The sequence below is a fragment of the Methylobacterium sp. 88A genome, assembly GCF_000376345.1.
Taxonomy (GTDB): Bacteria; Pseudomonadota; Alphaproteobacteria; order Rhizobiales; family Beijerinckiaceae; genus Methylobacterium; species Methylobacterium bullatum.
Window position 1 is genome coordinate 2,040,832 of the sequence record NZ_AQVT01000001.1, and the last position, 17,035, is coordinate 2,057,866.

Consider the following 17,035-nt stretch of genomic DNA (forward strand, 5'->3'; position numbering starts at 1 on the left):
ACCGGGCTTATCAGCCAAGCCTCGGAGCCGACGGGCATGAGGCGAACGATGCGTGCGACGACGAACCGGACGAATCTGGCCGCCGGCTTTCGGGCCGGACTGGCCGGCTTGAGCCTGTCGGCGATCGGCTGGTTCGCCGCCCTTCCCGCCCTGGCCCAGAGCTTCCAGACATCCGCCCCCCACGCCATCCTGATCGACGCGGATTCGGGCTCCGTGCTGTTCGAAAAGGCGGCCGACGAGCCGTTCTCGCCGGCCAGCATGGCCAAGCTGATGACCACGGAGATCGTGTTCAACGAGATCCGGCAGGGCCGGCTCAGCATGGACAGCGAATTCCAGATCACCGAGGACGCTTGGCGCCGGGGCGGTGCCGGGGGAGGCGGCTCCTCGATGTTCGCCCAGCTCAACAGCCGCATCAAGCTGTCCGACCTGCTGCGCGGCCTGATCGTGCAATCGGGCAACGACGCGGCCATCGCCATCGGCGAGGGCATCGCCGGCTCGGAGGAGAATTTCGGTCGGATGATGACCGCGCGGGCTAAGGAAATCGGCCTGACGCGCTCCACCTTCCGCAACGCCACCGGCTATTCCGCGCCGGACCAGAAAGTCACCGCACGCGACCTCGCCAAGCTGGCGATCCACCTGATCGACACCTACCCCGATCTCTACAAGATCTTCGCCGAGCGCGAGTTCACCTGGAACAAGATCAAGCAGCAGAACCGCAACCCGCTCCTGACCCTCGATATCGGCGCCGACGGGCTCAAGACCGGATATCTCGAGGAATCGGGCTACGGCCTCACCGGCTCGGCGGTGCAGAACGGCCAGCGCCTGATCATGGTGGTGAGCGGCCTCAAGACGGCGCGCGACCGCGCCGGCGAATCGCGCAAGCTGGTGGAATGGGGTTTTCGCGCCTTCGAGCCGAGGCAGATCTTCGCCAGCGGCGAGACCGTGGCCGACGCCTCCGTCTTCGGCGGGGCGCAGGGCAGCGTCCCGCTGGTGGCCAAGAAGCCAGTGCGGGTGCTCCTGCCCCGGGGCAATGGCGACCGCATCAGCGCCCGCGTCGTCTATCAGGGGCCGCTGATCGCGCCGGTGGAGCAAGGCAGGGAGGTGGGCCGCCTGCGCATCACCCGTGGCGACACCCAGGCCCTCGACCTACCGGTCTATGCCGGGGAGGACGTGCCGGCCGGCACGATTCCGCAGCGCGCCCTCGACGGGGCCTGGGAGGTCGGGACCGGGCTGTTCCGGCGCGCCTTCGACAAGGTCGGCGCGGGTGACAAGGCCGGCGCGACCGATAAGGCCGGCGCCAAGTCGTGATCGACCGAAGCCGCAAGCGGCTCGGGCAGGGCGGGGCGTTCATCACCTTCGAAGGCGGGGAGGGGGCCGGGAAATCGACCCAGATCGCCCGTCTCGCGGCGCGCCTGCGTGGTGCGTCTTCCGCCCCGGTGGTGACGACACGCGAGCCCGGCGGCTCGGTCAAGGCCGAGGCGATCCGTGAGGCACTGCTGGCCGGAACGGTGAAGCGGCACGGACCCTTCGCCGAGGCGCTGCTGTTCTCCGCCGCCCGCATCGACCATCTCGACACGCTGATCCGCCCGGCCCTCGCCCGCGGCGAGACCGTGCTGTGCGACCGCTTCTCGGATTCGACCCGTGCCTATCAGGGAGCGGCGGGCGGCCTCGACCCCGCCCTGCTCTCGGCCCTGGAGCGGGTCGTCGTCGGGGATATGACGCCCGACCTCACCCTGATCCTCGACCTCGACCCCGCCATCGGTCTCGCCAGGGCGAAGGCCCGTGCCGGGGCAGGGGAGGCGGCCGACCGGTTCGAGGCGGAGGCGCTGGGCTTCCACACCCGCCTGCGGCAGGCCTTCCTCGCCATCGCGGCGGCGGAACCAGAGCGCTGCGTCGTCATCGATGCCGGCCTCCCCCCCGATGCGGTGGAAGAGGCGATCGCGGCCGCCCTCGCCGCCCGCCTGCCCGGCCTTCTCTCCCGCCCGGAGGCTGCCGACGATGCGGCCTGAACGCGCGCCCGAGGACGTCGAGCCCGGCGATCTCGCCGACATCCCCCGCCCGCGCGAGCAGGCCGGTCTCGTCGGCCATGCGGAGGCGGAGGCCGCCTTCATCGAGGGGATCGGTTCCGGCCGCCTGCACCATGCCTGGCTCATCGGCGGCCCGCGCGGCATCGGCAAGGCGACCCTGGCCTATCGGGTGGCGCGCTGGCTGATCGCTAACCCGCGCCCCGGCCACGTCCCGGACACCCTCGCGGTCGATCCCTCGCATCCGGCGGCGCGGCAGGTGGCGGCGTTGTCGCACCCCAACCTCGTGGCCCTGCGCCGGACCCGGCCGCACAATGCCAAGACGCTCGCGACCAAGATCTCGGTCGATGCCGCGCGCCATGCCCTCGACCTGTTCGGCTCGACGGCAGGCAATGACGGCTACCGCATCTGCATCGTCGACAGCGCCGAGGATCTCAACGCCAACAGCGCCAATGCCCTGCTCAAGATGGTGGAGGAGCCGCCGCCCCGCTGCCTGTTCCTTATCGTCAGCCACGCGCCGGGCCGGCTGTTGCCGACGATCCGCTCGCGCTGCCGGGCGCTCAACCTGCGCCCCCTGGGGGAGGGGGAGGTGGCTCGGGTGCTGGAGAGCTTCCCTCCCCCCTTCGTGCGGCCGGAACCGGAAGCCCTGGCCCGCGCCGCCGCCCTGTCCGAGGGCTCGGTGGCGCAGGGCTTCGCCATGCTCGATCCGGCGACATCCAACCTCGTCGGCGAAATGGAGACCCTGCTGTCGCGCCTCGACCATCCCGATTGGCGCCGCATCCTGGCACTGGCCGAGAAACTCTCCGGCCGGGACGCGGACGAGCATTTCGCCGCGAGCCTCGACACGGTGTTCCGCTTTGTCTCGTCGGAACTCGACCGCCGCCGCCACGAGCCCCCCGCTCGCCTTGCGGCCCTGGTGGAGGTGTGTGACAAGATCGCCCGCGCCGCCCGGGAGGCCGCGACCTACAATCTCGACCGCCGGCCGCTGATCCTCTCGCTGTTCGGCGACCTCGCGGGGGCCGTGCGCGCCGGGACATGAGCAGGCTCGTCCTGTGATCCGATGAACCGCGTATCCGAGGGTATTTCGACGCGATGGCCAACGAGTCAGGGCCCAGCCCATCCATTGCCGAGACGTCCGGTTTCGACGCTAAGACCTTCGGCATCAGCACAGCGATCTCCTATCCCAACGGCGCGCCGCATATCGGCCACGCCTACGAGGTGATCGCCACCGACGCGATCGCGCGGTTCAAGCGCCTCGACGGCTACGACGTGCTGTTCGCCACCGGCACCGACGAGCACGGGCTCAAGATCCAGCAGACCGCCTCCAAGGCCGGGATCAGCCCGAAGGCCCTGGTCGACGACATGGCCGCGCGCTTCAAGGCCATGGCCGAGGCGCTGAACTGCAGCCACGACCGCTTCATCCGCACCACGGAGCCGGACCATTATGCCGCCGCCCAGGAACTCTGGCGGCGCATGGAGGCCAATGGCGACATCTACCTGTCGAAATACGCCGGCTGGTACTCGGTGCGCGACGAGGCCTATTACAACGAGGACGAGACCGAGACCGCCCCCGACGGGACGCGCCGCGCGCGGGAGACCGGCACGGCCGTGACCTGGATGGAGGAGGAGAACTTCCTGTTCCGCCTCTCCGCCTACCAGGATCGCCTGCTCGCCCTCTACGAGGCCCAGCCCGATTTCATCGGCCCCGAGACACGGCGCAACGAGGTGGCGAGCTTCGTCCGTTCCGGCCTCAAGGACCTCTCCGTCAGCCGCACGAATTTCGACTGGGGCGTGCCGGTGCCGGGGCACCCGGACCACGTGATGTACGTCTGGGTCGATGCACTCACCAACTATCTCACGGTGACGGGCTTCCCCGACGAGGCCGACTCCCGCAAAAAATTCTGGCCGATGGACCTGCACGTCATCGGCAAGGACATCGTGCGCTTCCACGCGGTCTACTGGCCGGCTTTCCTGATGTCGGCGGGCCTGCCGCTGCCGAAGCGCGTCTTCGGCCACGGCTTCCTGCTCTCCAAGGGCGAGAAGATGTCGAAGTCCCTCGGCAACGTGGTGGATCCGATGGACCTCATCGCGACCTACGGGGTCGATGCGCTGCGCCAGTTCGTGCTGCGCGAGGTGCCGTTCGGCGGCGACGGCAATTACAGCCACGAGGCCATCATCACCCGCTACACGGCGGACCTGTCGAACGGGCTCGGCAACCTCGCCCAGCGCTCTCTCTCCATGATCGCCAAGAATTGCGGTGGCCTCGTCCCCGAGCACGGCGACTTCACGGAGGACGACCGGGCGCTCCTGGCGCTGGCGGACGCCCTGCCGGGCTCCGTGCGTGTGGCGATGGACAAGCTCGCCCTCCACACGGCGCTCGCCGACATCTGGGCCGTGGTGACGGCGTCCGACCGCTATTTCGACGCGCAGAAGCCCTGGGTCCTGCGCAAGACCGACCCGGCCCGCATGGCCGCCTCCCTCTACGTGGTGGCCGAGACCCTGCGCGCCATCGGCATCCTGGTGCAGCCCTTCATGCCGGATTCGGGCGCCAAGCTCCTCGACCTCCTGGCCGTGCCCGCGGGCAGGCGGCAGCTCGCCGATATCGGGGAGGGGGGTCGGCTGGCGCCGGGCACGGCGCTCCCCGCGCCGAGCGGGCTGTTCCCGCGCTTCGTCGAGCCGGAGGCTCCCGCCGTCTGAGGCGGGGTCCGCAGCGTCAACAAGAATCCCGAGTTTTGTCCATGCTGGTCGACAGCCACTGCCATCTCGACTTCCCGAACTTCGCCGAGGATCTTCCCGGCGTGATCGCCCGCGCCGAGGCGGCGGGCGTGACGGGGATGCTCACGATCTCGACGCGAATCGCCAAGGCGCGGGTCTACGAGGCCCTGTCCGAGGCTCATCCGCAGATCTGGCACACCGTAGGCACCCATCCCAACGGGGCAGGGGACGAGCCCGACGTACCCACGGAAGAGATCGTCGCCCTCACCCACCATCCGCGCTGTGTCGGCATCGGCGAGGCGGGGCTCGACTACCATTACGAGGACGCCGCGCCGGAGGCGGTGCAGGAGCGGGTGTTCCGCCGGCATATCGCGGCCTCCCGCGAGACCGGCCTCCCCCTCGTCATCCATGCCCGCGATGCCGACGAGCACATGGAATCGGTGCTCGTCGACGAGATGAAGCGCGGGGCCTTCAAGGCGGTGCTGCACTGCTTCTCCTCGGGTCGACGCCTGGCGGAAGTCGGGGTCGAACTCGGCCTGTTCGTCTCCTTCTCGGGCATCGTCACCTTCCGGCGCTCGCACGAGCTGCGCGACATCGCCCTCGCGGTGCCCCGCGACCGCATCCTGGTGGAGACCGACGCGCCGTTCCTGGCGCCGGAGCCGCATCGCGGGCGCAGCAACGAGCCGGCCTATACCGCCGACACCGCCCGCTCCCTGGCCAAGACCCTAGACATGGAGTTCGAGGCCTTCGCGAGCCTGACGACGGCCAATTTCCACCGTCTGTTCGACAAGGCGACCCCATCCGGCGGCCGGGCGGCATGACAGCGGCCCGCGCGCTCCGATACCAACGGACCGGGAGGTGCGAATGGGTTCTCTGACGCTGACGATCCTCGGCTGCGGCTCGTCCGGCGGCGTTCCCCGCGTGGGCTACGGCTGGGGCGCCTGCGACCCGGCCGATGCCAGGAACCGGCGGCGGCGCTGCTCGATCCTCGTGGAGCGGCGAGGGGAGGCGGGCGCCACCAGCCTCCTCGTGGACACCTCACCCGATCTGCGCGAGCAATTGCTGTCGGCGGGGGTCAGCCGCCTCGACGCGGTGCTGTACACCCATGCCCATGCCGACCACACCCACGGCATCGACGACGTGCGACCGCTGGTGATCCACATGCACCGGCGCATCCCGGTCTATGCCGATGCCGAGACGCGCGCCCTGCTGACGATGCGCTTCGGCTATTGCTTCGAGACGCCGCCCGGCAGCGCCTATCCGCCGATCCTCGACATGAACGATCTCGTGGCGGGCGAGCCGGTCTCGATCGGAGGTGAGGGCGGTACGATCGAGGCGGTGGCCTTCGGCATGGAGCACGGCGCCGAATCCGCCCACGGTTTCCGCTTTGGGCCGGCGGCCTATGCGCCCGACGTGAGCCTGATGCCGGAGGCGGCCAAGGCGCGGCTCCACGGCCTCGATCTCCTCATCATCGATGCCCTGCGCGACACCCCTCACCCGACCCATTACTCGGTCTCGGACGCGCTCGCGCTCATCGAAGAGGTGCGCCCGCGCCGCGCGATCCTCACCAACCTCCACACCGATCTCGACTACGCCACCCTCGCGGCCAAGCTGCCGCCGGGCGTGGTGCCGGCCTATGACGGGTTGTCGGTGAGCGTGGACCTCTAGGCTCGCCAGAGCGGAGCGCCGGGGAGGGCGCGCGTCAGTTGCGCAGGGGGTCGGCCGGGATCAGGCCGGCATTGACCAGGATCTGCGCCGTGGCGGCCTTGGCGAGGCGGTCGTAACCCGCATCGGTCATGTGCAGCCCGTCGGGGCCGATCATTTGCGCCGGGCTCAGGAGGCCGCTGGCAGCCCAGGTCCGCATCAGGGCGTGACGGCGGATCACCGGCACGTCGAGCTCGGCCGCGAGGCTGTGCAACGCCTCGCCGTAGCGCTCGGCACCGTTGGTCGTCGTCAGGCGGCGGCACCATTGCTGGTCCATGAGGATGACGTCGGAGCCGGCCGCGCGCATCGCCGTGATGCCCTGACGGGTCAATTCGGTGAAACGCTCCACCGTGACGCCGGTCATCGGGTCATTGCTGCCGGTCTGCCAGATCACGAGGTCGGGCCGCTCGGCCAGCACGTCCCGGTCGAGGCGTCGCGCCATGGCCTCGGCGTCGTCCCCCCCCTTGCCGCGGTTGAGGACCGTGACGATGGGGTGCTTGGCGCCGGCGATATCGAGGCGGCCCTGCAGGTCTTCCTGCAATTGGGCGGGGTAGGCGGCGGCGGGGGAGGAGGCCCCCGACCCTTCCGTGGACGAGGAGCCGAAGGCGACGATGCGGATGTCGGATCCCGCCTTCACCAGGGCGGCCACGTGGGAGAGCTTGGCCAGCGCCCTGGCGGGGATCGCCGGCTTGGCCGCGACCGGCTCCGCCCATGCCGGGGCACCGAGGCCCAGAGCCGCGAGGGCCAGGACGAGGAACGGGGCGGCGCAGGGTTTGAGCAGGGTCAGCATCGGATCCGCTTCGAGAACGATCGGGGCGGGCGGTCGCGATGACCGGTCCCACTCCGCCACGGGTTAGACACGCGGTTTGAGATAGGATTGTGACGATTGCCCCTGAAACTGGCGGATCGCTTAAGGAAGCTGGTGAGCAAGGGGTAAAGCCGCCATCTCTCGGCAACAGTTCATGGAATGGTGAATCCCAGCTTCGTGTCAAGCTGCCCTGCAAGCCCCCCTCACCCCGTCCTCCGGGGCTTCAAGTTCCATAATATATCTTATGCGAATGACGGGTGCGGGTTCGGAACGGGCTTGGATCGCCATCCCGGGCAGCCCTCCCCGACGACCGGCTCCGAGCCTTCTAGGATGCCCGCGCCGTATCCGGCGCCCTGCCCTCGCCGGTGGTGAAACGGCCGTAGCGCAGGGCCAGGGTCGGCAGGATCATGAGGTTCAGGACCGTCGAGGTCACGAGGCCGCCGAGGATGACGATGGCCATCGGCCCCTCGATCTCGCGGCCGGGCTCGCCGGCGCCCAGCGCCAGGGGCAGCAGGCCGAGGCCGGTGACCAGGGAGGTCATCAGGATCGGCACGAGGCGGTCGGCGGCCCCTTCCACCGCCGTGTCGCGGTCCCACGGCCGGCCGTCGACGGCGACGAGATGCTCGTAATGCGAGATCATCATGATGGTGTTGCGCAGCGAGATGCCGAACAGCGTCACGAAGCCGACGATGGAGCCGAGCGACAGCACGGCCCCGGTGGCGAAGACCGCCAGTACCCCGCCGACGAAGGCGAAGGGCAGGTTGACCAGGACCAGCATGAGGTTGCGCGCGCTGCCCGTGACCATGGCCAGCAGCAGCACGATGCCGAGGCCCGCCAGTCCGGAGAACAGCAGCAGGTCGCGCTTGGCCCGCGCCTGGGCCTCGGCCGATCCGGCAAAGCTCACATAGACGCCCGTCGGCAACGCCACCTCCTTGGCGATCTTGCGCCGGGCGGCTTCGACGAAGGAGGCGACGTCGCGCCCCGTGACGTTGGCGGTGATGGCCTGGACGCGCTGGGCGCCCTGATGCTGGACCTGGTAGCGCCCCGAGGTCTCGTAGATGTCCGCCACCTGGGCGAGGCGGATGAAGCGGCCGTTCGAGGAGCGCAAGGGGAGGTCGCCTACAGCCGTGAGGCGCCCCCTCGCCCCGGAATCGAGGATGACGAGGACGTTGAAGACCGCGTTGCCCTCGTAGGTCTGGCCGACCACGTCGCCCTGATAGGCGGTGCGCACCACCTCCATCACCTCGACGGCCGAGAGCCCCCAATGGCGCAGGTCGTTGGGCCGGAGACCGACGTTGATCTGCGGCAATCCGGCGGGCGACGCCTGCTGGATGTCGGCGGCACCGCGCACCTCGGCGAGTTCACGGGCGATGTCGCGGGCGGCGGCCTCGATCCGGGCGAGGTCGTTGCCGAAGACGTTGATGACGACCGGCGCGGTGTAGCCCGAGACGGTCTCCTCAATGCGCTCGGTGAGGAAGGTCTTGAGCGAGAAGGCGGCACCGGGAAACCCCGCCATCAGGGTGCGGATATCGGCCTCGGCCCTGCCCTGCCCCGCGCCGTCCAGCCCCTGGTCGAGGTCGATATGGATCTCGCTGTAATGGGTGCCGGCGGTGTCCTGGCCGGCCTCGGCGCGGCCGATCTGCGAGGCCACGGCGCGGATGCCGGGGATCTTGCGCAGTTCGGTGGTGATGCGGCCGCCGAGGCGCATGGATTCCCCGAGCGACGTGCCGGGCGCCGCCGCCATGTGCAGGATCAGGTGGCCCTCCTTCAGGTCGGGCAGGAAGGTGCTGCCGAAGAACGGCGTCGCGGCGGCGCCCGCGAGGGTCACGAGGATGCCGGAGGCGATGACGATGCGCGGTGCGCGGTTGATCCGCTGGAGGAGGCGGGTGTAGCCGCCGCGCGACCAACGCATCACCGGTGGGTCGCGCATGTCCGTCTCGCGTCGCCCGGTGAGGAGCATCATCGACAGGGCGGGGGTGACGGTGAGCGCCACGGCGAGCGAGGCCACCACGGCGAGGATGTAGGCGAGGGCGAGGGGGGCGAACAGCTTGCCGGCGATGCCGGACAGGACCAGCACCGGCAGGAACACCAGCAGCACGGCGAAGGTGGCGTAGGCGACCGCGGTACGGACTTCGAGAATGGCGTCGATGACCACCCTCCCCTCCGGGACGGGCGAAGCGAGGCGCCGGTTCTCGCGCAGGCGCCGCACCACGTTCTCGACGCCGATCACCGCATCGTCCACCACCTCGCCGATGGCGATGGCGAGGCCGCCCAGCGTCATGGTGTTGAGGCTCTCGCCCATGGCCTGGAGCGCCACCACGGCGGCGATGAGCGAGAGCGGGATCGCCACCGACGAGATCACGCAGGTGCGCCAATCGTACAGGAAGGCGAACAGCACGACGACGACGAGGATGCCGCCGAGCCCGAGCGCCTGGAGCACGTTGGCATTGGCGATGGTGATGAAGTTCGCCGGCCGGAACAGATCCGGCCGCAAAGCCACGCCTTCCCGGTCGAGGGCCGGGCGCAGGTCTTCGAGAGCGGCCTCCACGCGGGCGGTGACCTCGCGGGTATTGGCGCCGTATTGCGCGCCGACCATGAGGAGCACGCCGCGCCTGCCGTCCACCAGGGCGGCGCTGATCGGCGGCTCGCCGGCGGCGACCACGGTGGCGACGTCGCCGAGGGTCACGCTCGCCCCGCCCTCGTTGATGAGGACCGTGCGGGCCAGTTCCTCCGGGGTGAGCGACTGCCCCTCGGTCTGGAGGGTGACGCGCTGGTTGATCGTGTCGACGAAGCCCGCCCCGCGCACGCCGGTGGCCTTGCGGGCGGCGGCGAGCACGTCGTTCATGCCGATATTGTAGCGGATGAGGTCGGCCGGGCGGATCTGGACCTGGAGCGAGCGCACGGCGCCGCCATAGACCGAGACCTGGGCGACGCCCGGCACCGCCAGGAGCCGGAGGCGCACGGTCCAGTCGGCGACGGTGCGCAGGTCGAGGTCGGAGCGCCGCTCCGAGGTCAGGCCGACGAGGAGCACGGTGCTGGTGGCCGAGGTCAGCGCCGTCATCGCCGGCGGCAGCACGCCCTGGGGCAGGCGGCCGGCGAGCGCCGTCAGGCGCTCGGTGACGAGCTGGCGGACGCGGTAGACGTCGCTGCCGGTGCCGAAGGTGACGGTGATGACCGACAGGCCCTGGATCGAGCTCGAGCGCAGGGATTCGATCCCCGGCAAGCCGTTCACCGCCACCTCGATCGGCTGGGTGACCAGCACCTCCACCTGTTCGGGGTTGAGGCCCGGCGCTTCGGTCTGGACCACCACGGAAGGCGGCGCGAATTCTGGGAACACGTCGTATTTCGCGTCCCCGAGCACGTAGACGCCGTAGCCGGCGAGCGCGAGGCTGAGCGCCAGGACGATGCCGCGAAAGCGCACCGCGAAGGCGACGAGCGCCGCCTGGGGGCCACTCGGGAAAGCGTTCGGAACGTCGCTCACGTCAATCGTCGTCCACGCCGCCGGAGACGGAGAGCAGGCTCTTCATCTCCTCGGACAAGAGCGCCTGCGCGCCCGTCAGCACGATCTCGGTGTCACCGGGCAGGTCCTCCACCACATAGGCATCGGCCGACATGGGCGGGTCGGCCTTGAGGGCGTGGCGCGCGAAGGCGTCGGGCGCCACCGCGCGATAGATCCAGGTTCCGCCCTGCCAATGCACCACCGCGTCCTCGGGCACGCTGAGGCCGGTGACGGTCCGATCCGAGGCGAGGAAGGCGAGCATGCTCATGCCGGGCAGGAAGCCGCTGTCACCCGGCACGGTGTAGAAGTAGCTGAGGCCCTGGATGCGCTGGTCGGTCCGGGTGGCCGGCGAGACGTAGCGCAGCGCGATCCGCGCGCTCTGCGGCGGCACCTCGGCGAAGGCGGCGGCGGGTTGGCCCTTGATGCTCTCGCCCGGCGGCAGGGTCACCTGGACCAGGAAGTCGACGCGCTCGATCAGCCGGGTGATGGCCGGCGAGCGCTCGACGATGGCCCGGCCGATCACCGGCCCCCATTCCTGCTGCGCGGTGGCGGCGAGGGTACGGACCTGCGATTCCGCCGCCGCCAGAGCGGCCTGGTCGGTCTGGAACGTGCCCTCGGTGGTCTCGACCTGAACGGTGGTGGCGTAGGGGCCGAGATTCTTGGCGCGCTGGAAGGCGTTGCGCGAGACCTCGACCCGGGCCTGGGCGGTCTGGAGCTGCGCCCTGGCGCTGGCGTAGGAATTGGTCAGGTCGGTGACCCTGGCGACGTCGAGGACGCTGCCATAGGCCTGGAGTTCCTCGCGGTGGGGGGCGGAAGGCCGCACCTGCGTGGCGATGCCGAGGCGCTCGCGCTCCGCCGGCTTGAGCCGCACCACGGTGCGCCCGTCCTCGATGGCGGTGCGCTGGGCCGGAAGATGGCGCGGGGCAGGGGGACCGGGGGCGACCCGCTCGCGCAGTTCGGCGATGAGGGCCGTGCCGGCTTCGCTCACCGCGAAGGCGGCGATTCCACCCACGATTCCCGCGAAGAGGAGACCACGCACCCACGACACCAGAACCGCCCTCCCCGGCCTCGCGATCGATACGCCGCGTCGTCCCTCGTGAACGGATACAGCGTCGCCCCGCAACCCGATACGGGCGATGCCGGATTTTCCCGTCTTGCCTCCCGTCTTGCCTCTCGCCCTGCCCCGCACCGTTGCGCCGGCCTGCGCGCGGTTTCGCGATTCCCGCGGTCGTGAGATGGTGGAGGCGGCCGGAGAGCGTCGTGACCCACATCATCCCGCTGCCCTACAGGCCGCCCTACGACTGGCCCGCGATCCTGGCCTATCTCGGCGGCCGGGCCATTCCGGGTGTCGAGGTGGTGACGGCGGACGCCTATGCCCGGACCGTCTACCTCGGCGGTCGCCCCGGCACGATCTCCGTCATGCGGGGCGGGGACGATACCCTCGTCGCGACGGTGGATCATCCCGATCCGGCGATTCTGCCGGACGTCCTGGCGCGGCTGAGGCCGATGTTCGATTGCGATGCTGACCCGGCCCTCATCGCGGCTGCGCTCTCGCGCCACCCCGACCTCGCACCCCTCGTGGCCGAACGGCCGGGCCTGCGGGTTCCGGGCGCCTGGGACGGGTTCGAGATCGCGGTACGTGCCATTCTCGGACAGCAGGTCTCGGTCAATGCGGCGACCCGTCTCGCCGGCCGTCTGGTTTCCGCCTTCGGTGACGCGATGGCGCCGGACTACGCCGGGACGGGGCTGACCCACCTGTTCCCGACGCCGGATCGCCTGCTCGATGCGGACGTGGCCGCGACGCTGGGCATGCCCGGCGCACGCGGCAGGGCGATCGGTGCCCTCGCGGCGGAGGCCCATGCGAAGCCCGACCTGTTCGCACGGGGACGCGGGCTCGATCCGGCGGTGGCCGCCCTGAGGGGGTTGAGCGGGATCGGCGAGTGGACGGCGCAGTACATTGCCCTGCGGGCTTTGCGCGAACCGGATGCGCTGCCGGCGAGCGACCTCGCCCTGCTCCGGTCCCTCGATACCGGGGCGGGGCGTCCGACACCGGCGCAATTGCTCGTCCGGGCCGAAGCCTGGCGGCCCTGGCGGGCCTATGCCGCCGTGCATCTCTGGACGAGCGACGCCGCGCGGATCGCCGCCGCACTGCCTGTCCCCGAACCCGCCGCCAAGCGCCGCCCTGCCCGGCCCGTCTCCGGGTAGGATCCGCGATGTCAGCCCTGCTTCCGGCGCGCTTGCTTCGCCCGTCATGGGCGGGACAGAAGGGGACGGCGGTACCGCCAGCGAAGAACCATCTCCGAGCAAAGCCGCCGAAGGGATCATGACCTCTCCGTCCGCCTCCCCCGGCCCGGCCGTCGAGACCCGCGCGGTCGCCGCCGCCTACCCGCTCCTCCTGTTCACGACCCTGCTGTGGGGCGGCAACGTGGTCGCGGGCAAGTGGGCCGTGGGCGAGGTCTCGCCCCAGGTGCTCACCTGCCTGCGCTGGGCCTTCGCCTGCCTCGCGCTGGCCTGGCCGGCCTGGCGCGGGATCGTGTCCGAGCGCCACCTGATCGCGCGCCACTGGCGCTACGTCCTGCTGATGGGGGCCTGCGGCTACACCGCCTATGCGAGCCTGTTCTACGCCGCCGGCATCTACACCACCGGCGTGAACGTCGCCCTGTTCCAGGGGGCGATCCCGGTCCTCGTCATCCTGCTGAACTACGTCGTGCATCGCGTCGCCGTCACCGGGGCGCAGATCCTCGGCGTCGTCATCACCCTCGGCGGCGCGGGCGTGGCGGCGACCCACGGCGACTGGCACATCCTGTCGACGCTGTCCTTCAACATCGGCGACATGCTGATGCTCGGCGCCTGCCTGCTCTATGCCGGCTACACCGTCGCCCTCGCCGACCGGCCCAAGATGTCCGGTCTGACCTTCTTCTCTGCCATGGCGCTGGCCGCCCTCGTGACCTCCCTGCCCGCCCTCGTCCTCGAACAGGCCGCCGGAACCCTGATCTGGCCGAAACCGAAGGGGTGGGCCATCGTCGCTTTCGTGGCCCTCGGCCCGTCCCTCATCGCCCAGCTCTCGTTCATGCGGGGCGTCGAACTGATCGGCCCGAACCGGGCGGGGGTGTTCGTGAACCTCGTGCCGATCTTCGGCTCGGGCCTCGCCATCCTCGTCGTCGGCGAGCCCTTCCAATGGTACCAGGCCGCGGCCTTGGCCCTCGTCCTCGGCGGCATCGTCATCGCCGAGCGCTTCGGCCGCCGCGAACGCCCGGGCGGCAAGTGAGGCGGCGAGCGAGGCGAGACGTCCGGTTCAGCCGGCGGCCGCGCGCTCGAGCGCGGCGATGTCGAGCTTGATCATGCCCTGCATGGCGGAGAAGACGCGGCGCGCCACGGCCGGATCGGGATCGGCCAGCAGCCGGGGGAGGATCGTCGGCACGATCTGCCAGGGCACACCCCACCTGTCCCGAAGCCAGCCGCACATGATCTCGGCCCCGCCATCCGCCGTGAGCGCCGTCCATAACCGGTCGACCTCGTCCTGGTCGGCGCAGGCCACGGAGATCGAAGCCGCCGTGCCGTAATCGGCCGTGGTGCCTCCGTTCAGGGCCTGAAAGCTCTGTCCGCCGAGGGTGAAGGCCACCAGCAGCGCATCGCCCGCCTCCCCGCCCGGCCAGGGTCCGGGCGAGCGCTGGACATGGTCGATCCGCGAATCGGGGACGAGGGAGACGTAGAGGCCGACCGCCGCCTCGATGTCCTTACCGAACCACAGGCAGGTGCTGACCTTGGGCATCGTCGACTCCTCTTGCGAGGTTGAGCTCGCGCGAGACTATCGAATGTCCGGCCTCGAGCCCATCAGATGATGAGCCCCCGCCGCAGGGCGATGGCGACGGCCTGGGTCCGGTTGGCGGTGCCGAGCTTGGCGCGGGCGGAGCGCAGATGGAAATCGACGCCATGGGCGGAGATCCCCATGACCTCGCCGATCTCCCAGTCGGTCTTGCCTTCGGCCGCCCATTGCAGGGCCTCGCGCTCGCGCGGGGCGAGGCGCGCGGAGGCCGCCGGGTTCTGGCCGTTCAACAGCAGCAGGTGGCCGAACGCGTAGGTGGCGGCCAGCTGGAGCATGCCGCGATCCGCCGGATCGATGGCGAGACGCTCGCCCGAAACACTGAATCCGGCGGTCTCGCCGTCGAGGGTCATCAACGGAATGGTCAGGCCGTCGCGCAGGCCGAAATCCGTCGCCTCGTCCATCACCTTGCGCGCCAAGGGATCGTCGGCATGCTCATCGGTGGCGTCGCTCCAGGCGAAGGGCGCGGTGGAGTGGCCGAGGCGCTGCACCGTGGGGTCGTGGAAGGCATAGCCGCGCGTCAGGTAGCGCCGGCCCCATTCCATCGGGAAAGTGTTGAGAAGGACGTGGCCGCGCTGCTGTCGGACGGGCGCGCCACGGGCCGGCACGGTGGCCGCCATGATGTGGGCGACGCCGAGATCCGCCAGTTCCGCCATCAGAAGCCGGGCGACGTCCTCGCCGCTTGCGGTACGATCGAGGGAGCGGAGGAAGCCGAGGGTCTGATCGAGGGATTTGCGCGTCACACGCGTACTGCCAGGAGAGTCCGATCACGTTTACATGATCGAAGGGCATGTGAGCGCGCTAACTCTAGATTGTCAACGCCTTCCCTCGGGTAGGATCGATTTTGCACAAACGAATATCCGAGGGAGCATCAGCCGAACAGGTCGACGGTCCTGAAACCGGTCGCCTCCAGTCGCTCGGCCAGGACGCGGCGGTGGCACCGTTCCGGATCGCGCTCGAAACAGAGGAGACAGGTGGGCGCCCGCGCGGCGAGCTCGCACAGAGCATCGAGGGCGAGGCCGCCATCGGCGGTATCGAGGACCTCCTCGCAGTAGATCCGGCGCATCAGCGCCGCGTCATGAGCCCGGGCGGCTTCCCGCCCGGCCTTGGGCGTGCCGAGTTCGCGCGCATGCGCGTAGGCCAGACCCGCCTCCTCCAGGCTCGTCTTCAGGGCGTTCTTCGAAAAACCTCGCTTGCGCGAATTCGCCACCGCGCGAACGTCGGCCAGGGTCGCGACGCCGGCATCCTTCAGTGTCGCCACGAAACGCTCGGAATCAAGCCCTTCGTAGCCGATGGTGAACAAAACCTTCTGCAGTCTCCCCTCCCCTCGAAACGCCAGACCGACTCGTGACTTAGCCTCGGGCGCCGGCCTGCGGCCTAAGCGCCGGAATGCACCCTATGTGGCTCGTAGGCAACGACTTCCGGAATTCCGCCGCATTGCCGTCAAAGCTCTGTTAACCGCGCAGGGGCCATCCCTTAGCGATGAGTGTAGCGCGTGAGAACGGTGGGCCGGGCATCGATGTCGCTTAAGAACGGGATCGCCCCGACAATCATGGCCGGGATGCCACGCGGCGTTGCCATGCGCTGGGCCAAACGCTCTCTGACCGCCGCCCTGCTCGCGACTCTCGCGGCCTGCGCCGGAAACCACAGCGACTTCTACCCCACCAAGGGCGACGTGAAGCCCCATCCGGGGGTGGCGCGCGCCAAGCAGCACCCGATCCAGGGCATCGACATCTCGAAATGGCAGGGGCCGATCGATTGGGCCTCGGTGCGCGGTGCCGGCACGCAGTTCGCCTTCATCAAGGCGACGGAGGGCGGCGACCACGTGGACGAGCGGTTCCGCGCCAATTGGGACGGCGCCGCCAAGGCGGGCGTGCCCCGTGGGGCCTACCATTTCGTGTTCTGGTGCCGCTCGGCCCAGGACCAGATGGAGTGGTTCAAGAAGAACGTCCCCAACGATCCGACCGCCCTGCCCCCCGTCCTCGACGTGGAGTGGAACGGCCATTCGCAGCTCTGCCCCAAGAAGCTGCCGAAAGCCCAGGCGCTGGCGATGATGCGCTACATGCTCGACGAGATGGAGCGCTACACCGGCAAGCGTCCGATCATCTATACCGACATCACCTTCCATAAGGACGTGCTCGAGGACGAGCTGCCCGACTACCCGCACTGGGTCCGCTCCACGGCGGCCGAGCCCGAGCAGCGCTACGCCAAGCGCAAGTGGATGCTGTGGCAGTTCACCTCCACGGGCCGGGTTCCGGGCGTGCGCGGCGACGTCGACCGCAACGCGTTCTACGGCTCCACCGCGGAATGGGCCTCCTTCCTGGCTACGGATTGCGATCCGCGCGAACACAACCGACTCGCCGGGCAGGGTCTCTGCAACGGGAAGTAGGCGAAGAACCGAAACGTCGGGGGACGTGTCACCGAGCGCCGCTAGAGCTACGCCCGACCACGTTGGGTCGGGG

15 protein-coding genes are annotated in these 17,035 nt (G+C 69.9%); 9 read left to right on the forward strand and 6 right to left on the reverse strand.

Going from position 1 to position 17,035, the window contains the following annotated elements:
• The first annotated feature begins 48 nt into the window (after window positions 1-48).
• The 6 genes from A3OM_RS0109675 to A3OM_RS0109700 are packed head-to-tail and all read left to right on the forward strand — an operon-like array spanning window position 49 to window position 6,407.
• Complete coding sequence (locus tag A3OM_RS0109675; protein WP_018043553.1) at window positions 49-1,308, forward strand: D-alanyl-D-alanine carboxypeptidase family protein; 1,260 nt, start codon at window positions 49-51, stop codon at window positions 1,306-1,308.
• Window positions 1,305-2,009, forward strand: a complete 705-nt coding sequence (tmk, locus tag A3OM_RS0109680; RefSeq protein WP_018043554.1) for a dTMP kinase — start codon at window positions 1,305-1,307, stop codon at window positions 2,007-2,009. Before A3OM_RS0109675 ends, tmk begins: the two co-directional genes overlap by 4 nt.
• On the forward strand, window positions 1,999-3,063 hold the full coding sequence (locus tag A3OM_RS0109685; RefSeq protein ID WP_018043555.1) for a DNA polymerase III subunit delta': 1,065 nt from the start codon (window positions 1,999-2,001) through the stop codon (window positions 3,061-3,063). The genes tmk and A3OM_RS0109685 overlap by 11 nt, the downstream gene beginning before the upstream one ends.
• A 53-nt stretch (window positions 3,064-3,116) precedes the next feature.
• On the forward strand, window positions 3,117-4,721 hold the full coding sequence (gene metG, locus A3OM_RS0109690) for a methionine--tRNA ligase (protein WP_018043556.1): 1,605 nt from the start codon (window positions 3,117-3,119) through the stop codon (window positions 4,719-4,721).
• A 41-nt stretch (window positions 4,722-4,762) separates the two neighbouring features.
• A complete protein-coding gene (locus A3OM_RS0109695) occupies window positions 4,763-5,560 on the forward strand; it encodes a TatD family hydrolase (RefSeq protein ID WP_018043557.1) in 798 nt (265 codons plus the stop codon).
• Window positions 5,561-5,603: 43 nt separating this feature from the next.
• Window positions 5,604-6,407: an MBL fold metallo-hydrolase gene (locus A3OM_RS0109700; RefSeq protein WP_018043558.1), complete on the forward strand. Its 804-nt coding sequence runs from the start codon at window positions 5,604-5,606 to the stop codon at window positions 6,405-6,407.
• Between the two features lie 34 nt (window positions 6,408-6,441).
• Here the strand turns inward: A3OM_RS0109700 and A3OM_RS0109705 are convergent, their stop codons facing one another.
• The 3 genes from A3OM_RS0109705 to A3OM_RS0109715 form a co-directional block, all read right to left on the reverse strand.
• A complete protein-coding gene (locus tag A3OM_RS0109705) occupies window positions 6,442-7,233 on the reverse strand; it encodes an SGNH/GDSL hydrolase family protein (protein ID WP_018043559.1) in 792 nt (263 codons plus the stop codon).
• A gap of 343 nt (window positions 7,234-7,576) precedes the next feature.
• Entirely contained in the window at window positions 7,577-10,732 is a 3,156-nt protein-coding gene (locus A3OM_RS0109710; RefSeq protein ID WP_018043560.1) for an efflux RND transporter permease subunit, read from the reverse strand.
• Window position 10,733: 1 nt separating this feature from the next.
• Window positions 10,734-11,798 (reverse strand): efflux RND transporter periplasmic adaptor subunit, encoded by a 1,065-nt coding sequence (locus tag A3OM_RS0109715; protein WP_026175887.1) that lies wholly within the window; start codon window positions 11,796-11,798, stop codon window positions 10,734-10,736.
• A gap of 212 nt (window positions 11,799-12,010) precedes the next feature.
• Here A3OM_RS0109715 and A3OM_RS0109720 point away from each other — a divergent pair, with 212 nt between their 5' ends.
• Window positions 12,011-12,955, forward strand: coding sequence for a DNA-3-methyladenine glycosylase (locus A3OM_RS0109720; protein ID WP_018043562.1), 945 nt, complete (start codon window positions 12,011-12,013; stop codon window positions 12,953-12,955).
• Window positions 12,956-13,073: 118 nt separating this feature from the next.
• Window positions 13,074-14,018 (forward strand): DMT family transporter, encoded by a 945-nt coding sequence (locus A3OM_RS0109725; RefSeq protein ID WP_018043563.1) that lies wholly within the window; start codon window positions 13,074-13,076, stop codon window positions 14,016-14,018.
• Between the two features lie 27 nt (window positions 14,019-14,045).
• Here A3OM_RS0109725 and A3OM_RS0109730 read toward each other — a convergent pair whose 3' ends face one another.
• From A3OM_RS0109730 to A3OM_RS23755, 3 genes are all read right to left on the reverse strand, one after another.
• Entirely contained in the window at window positions 14,046-14,522 is a 477-nt protein-coding gene (locus A3OM_RS0109730) for a VOC family protein (RefSeq protein ID WP_018043564.1), read from the reverse strand.
• Window positions 14,523-14,584: 62 nt separating this feature from the next.
• On the reverse strand, window positions 14,585-15,316 hold the full coding sequence (locus A3OM_RS0109735; protein ID WP_018043565.1) for a LuxR family transcriptional regulator: 732 nt from the start codon (window positions 15,314-15,316) through the stop codon (window positions 14,585-14,587).
• Window positions 15,317-15,444: 128 nt separating this feature from the next.
• Entirely contained in the window at window positions 15,445-15,888 is a 444-nt protein-coding gene (locus A3OM_RS23755; protein ID WP_043764316.1) for a DUF488 domain-containing protein, read from the reverse strand.
• A 204-nt stretch (window positions 15,889-16,092) separates the two neighbouring features.
• On the opposite strand from A3OM_RS23755, the gene A3OM_RS0109745 reads away from it, so the two are divergent.
• Window positions 16,093-16,962 (forward strand): GH25 family lysozyme, encoded by an 870-nt coding sequence (locus A3OM_RS0109745; protein ID WP_026175888.1) that lies wholly within the window; start codon window positions 16,093-16,095, stop codon window positions 16,960-16,962.
• Window positions 16,963-17,035: the final 73 nt, after the last annotated feature.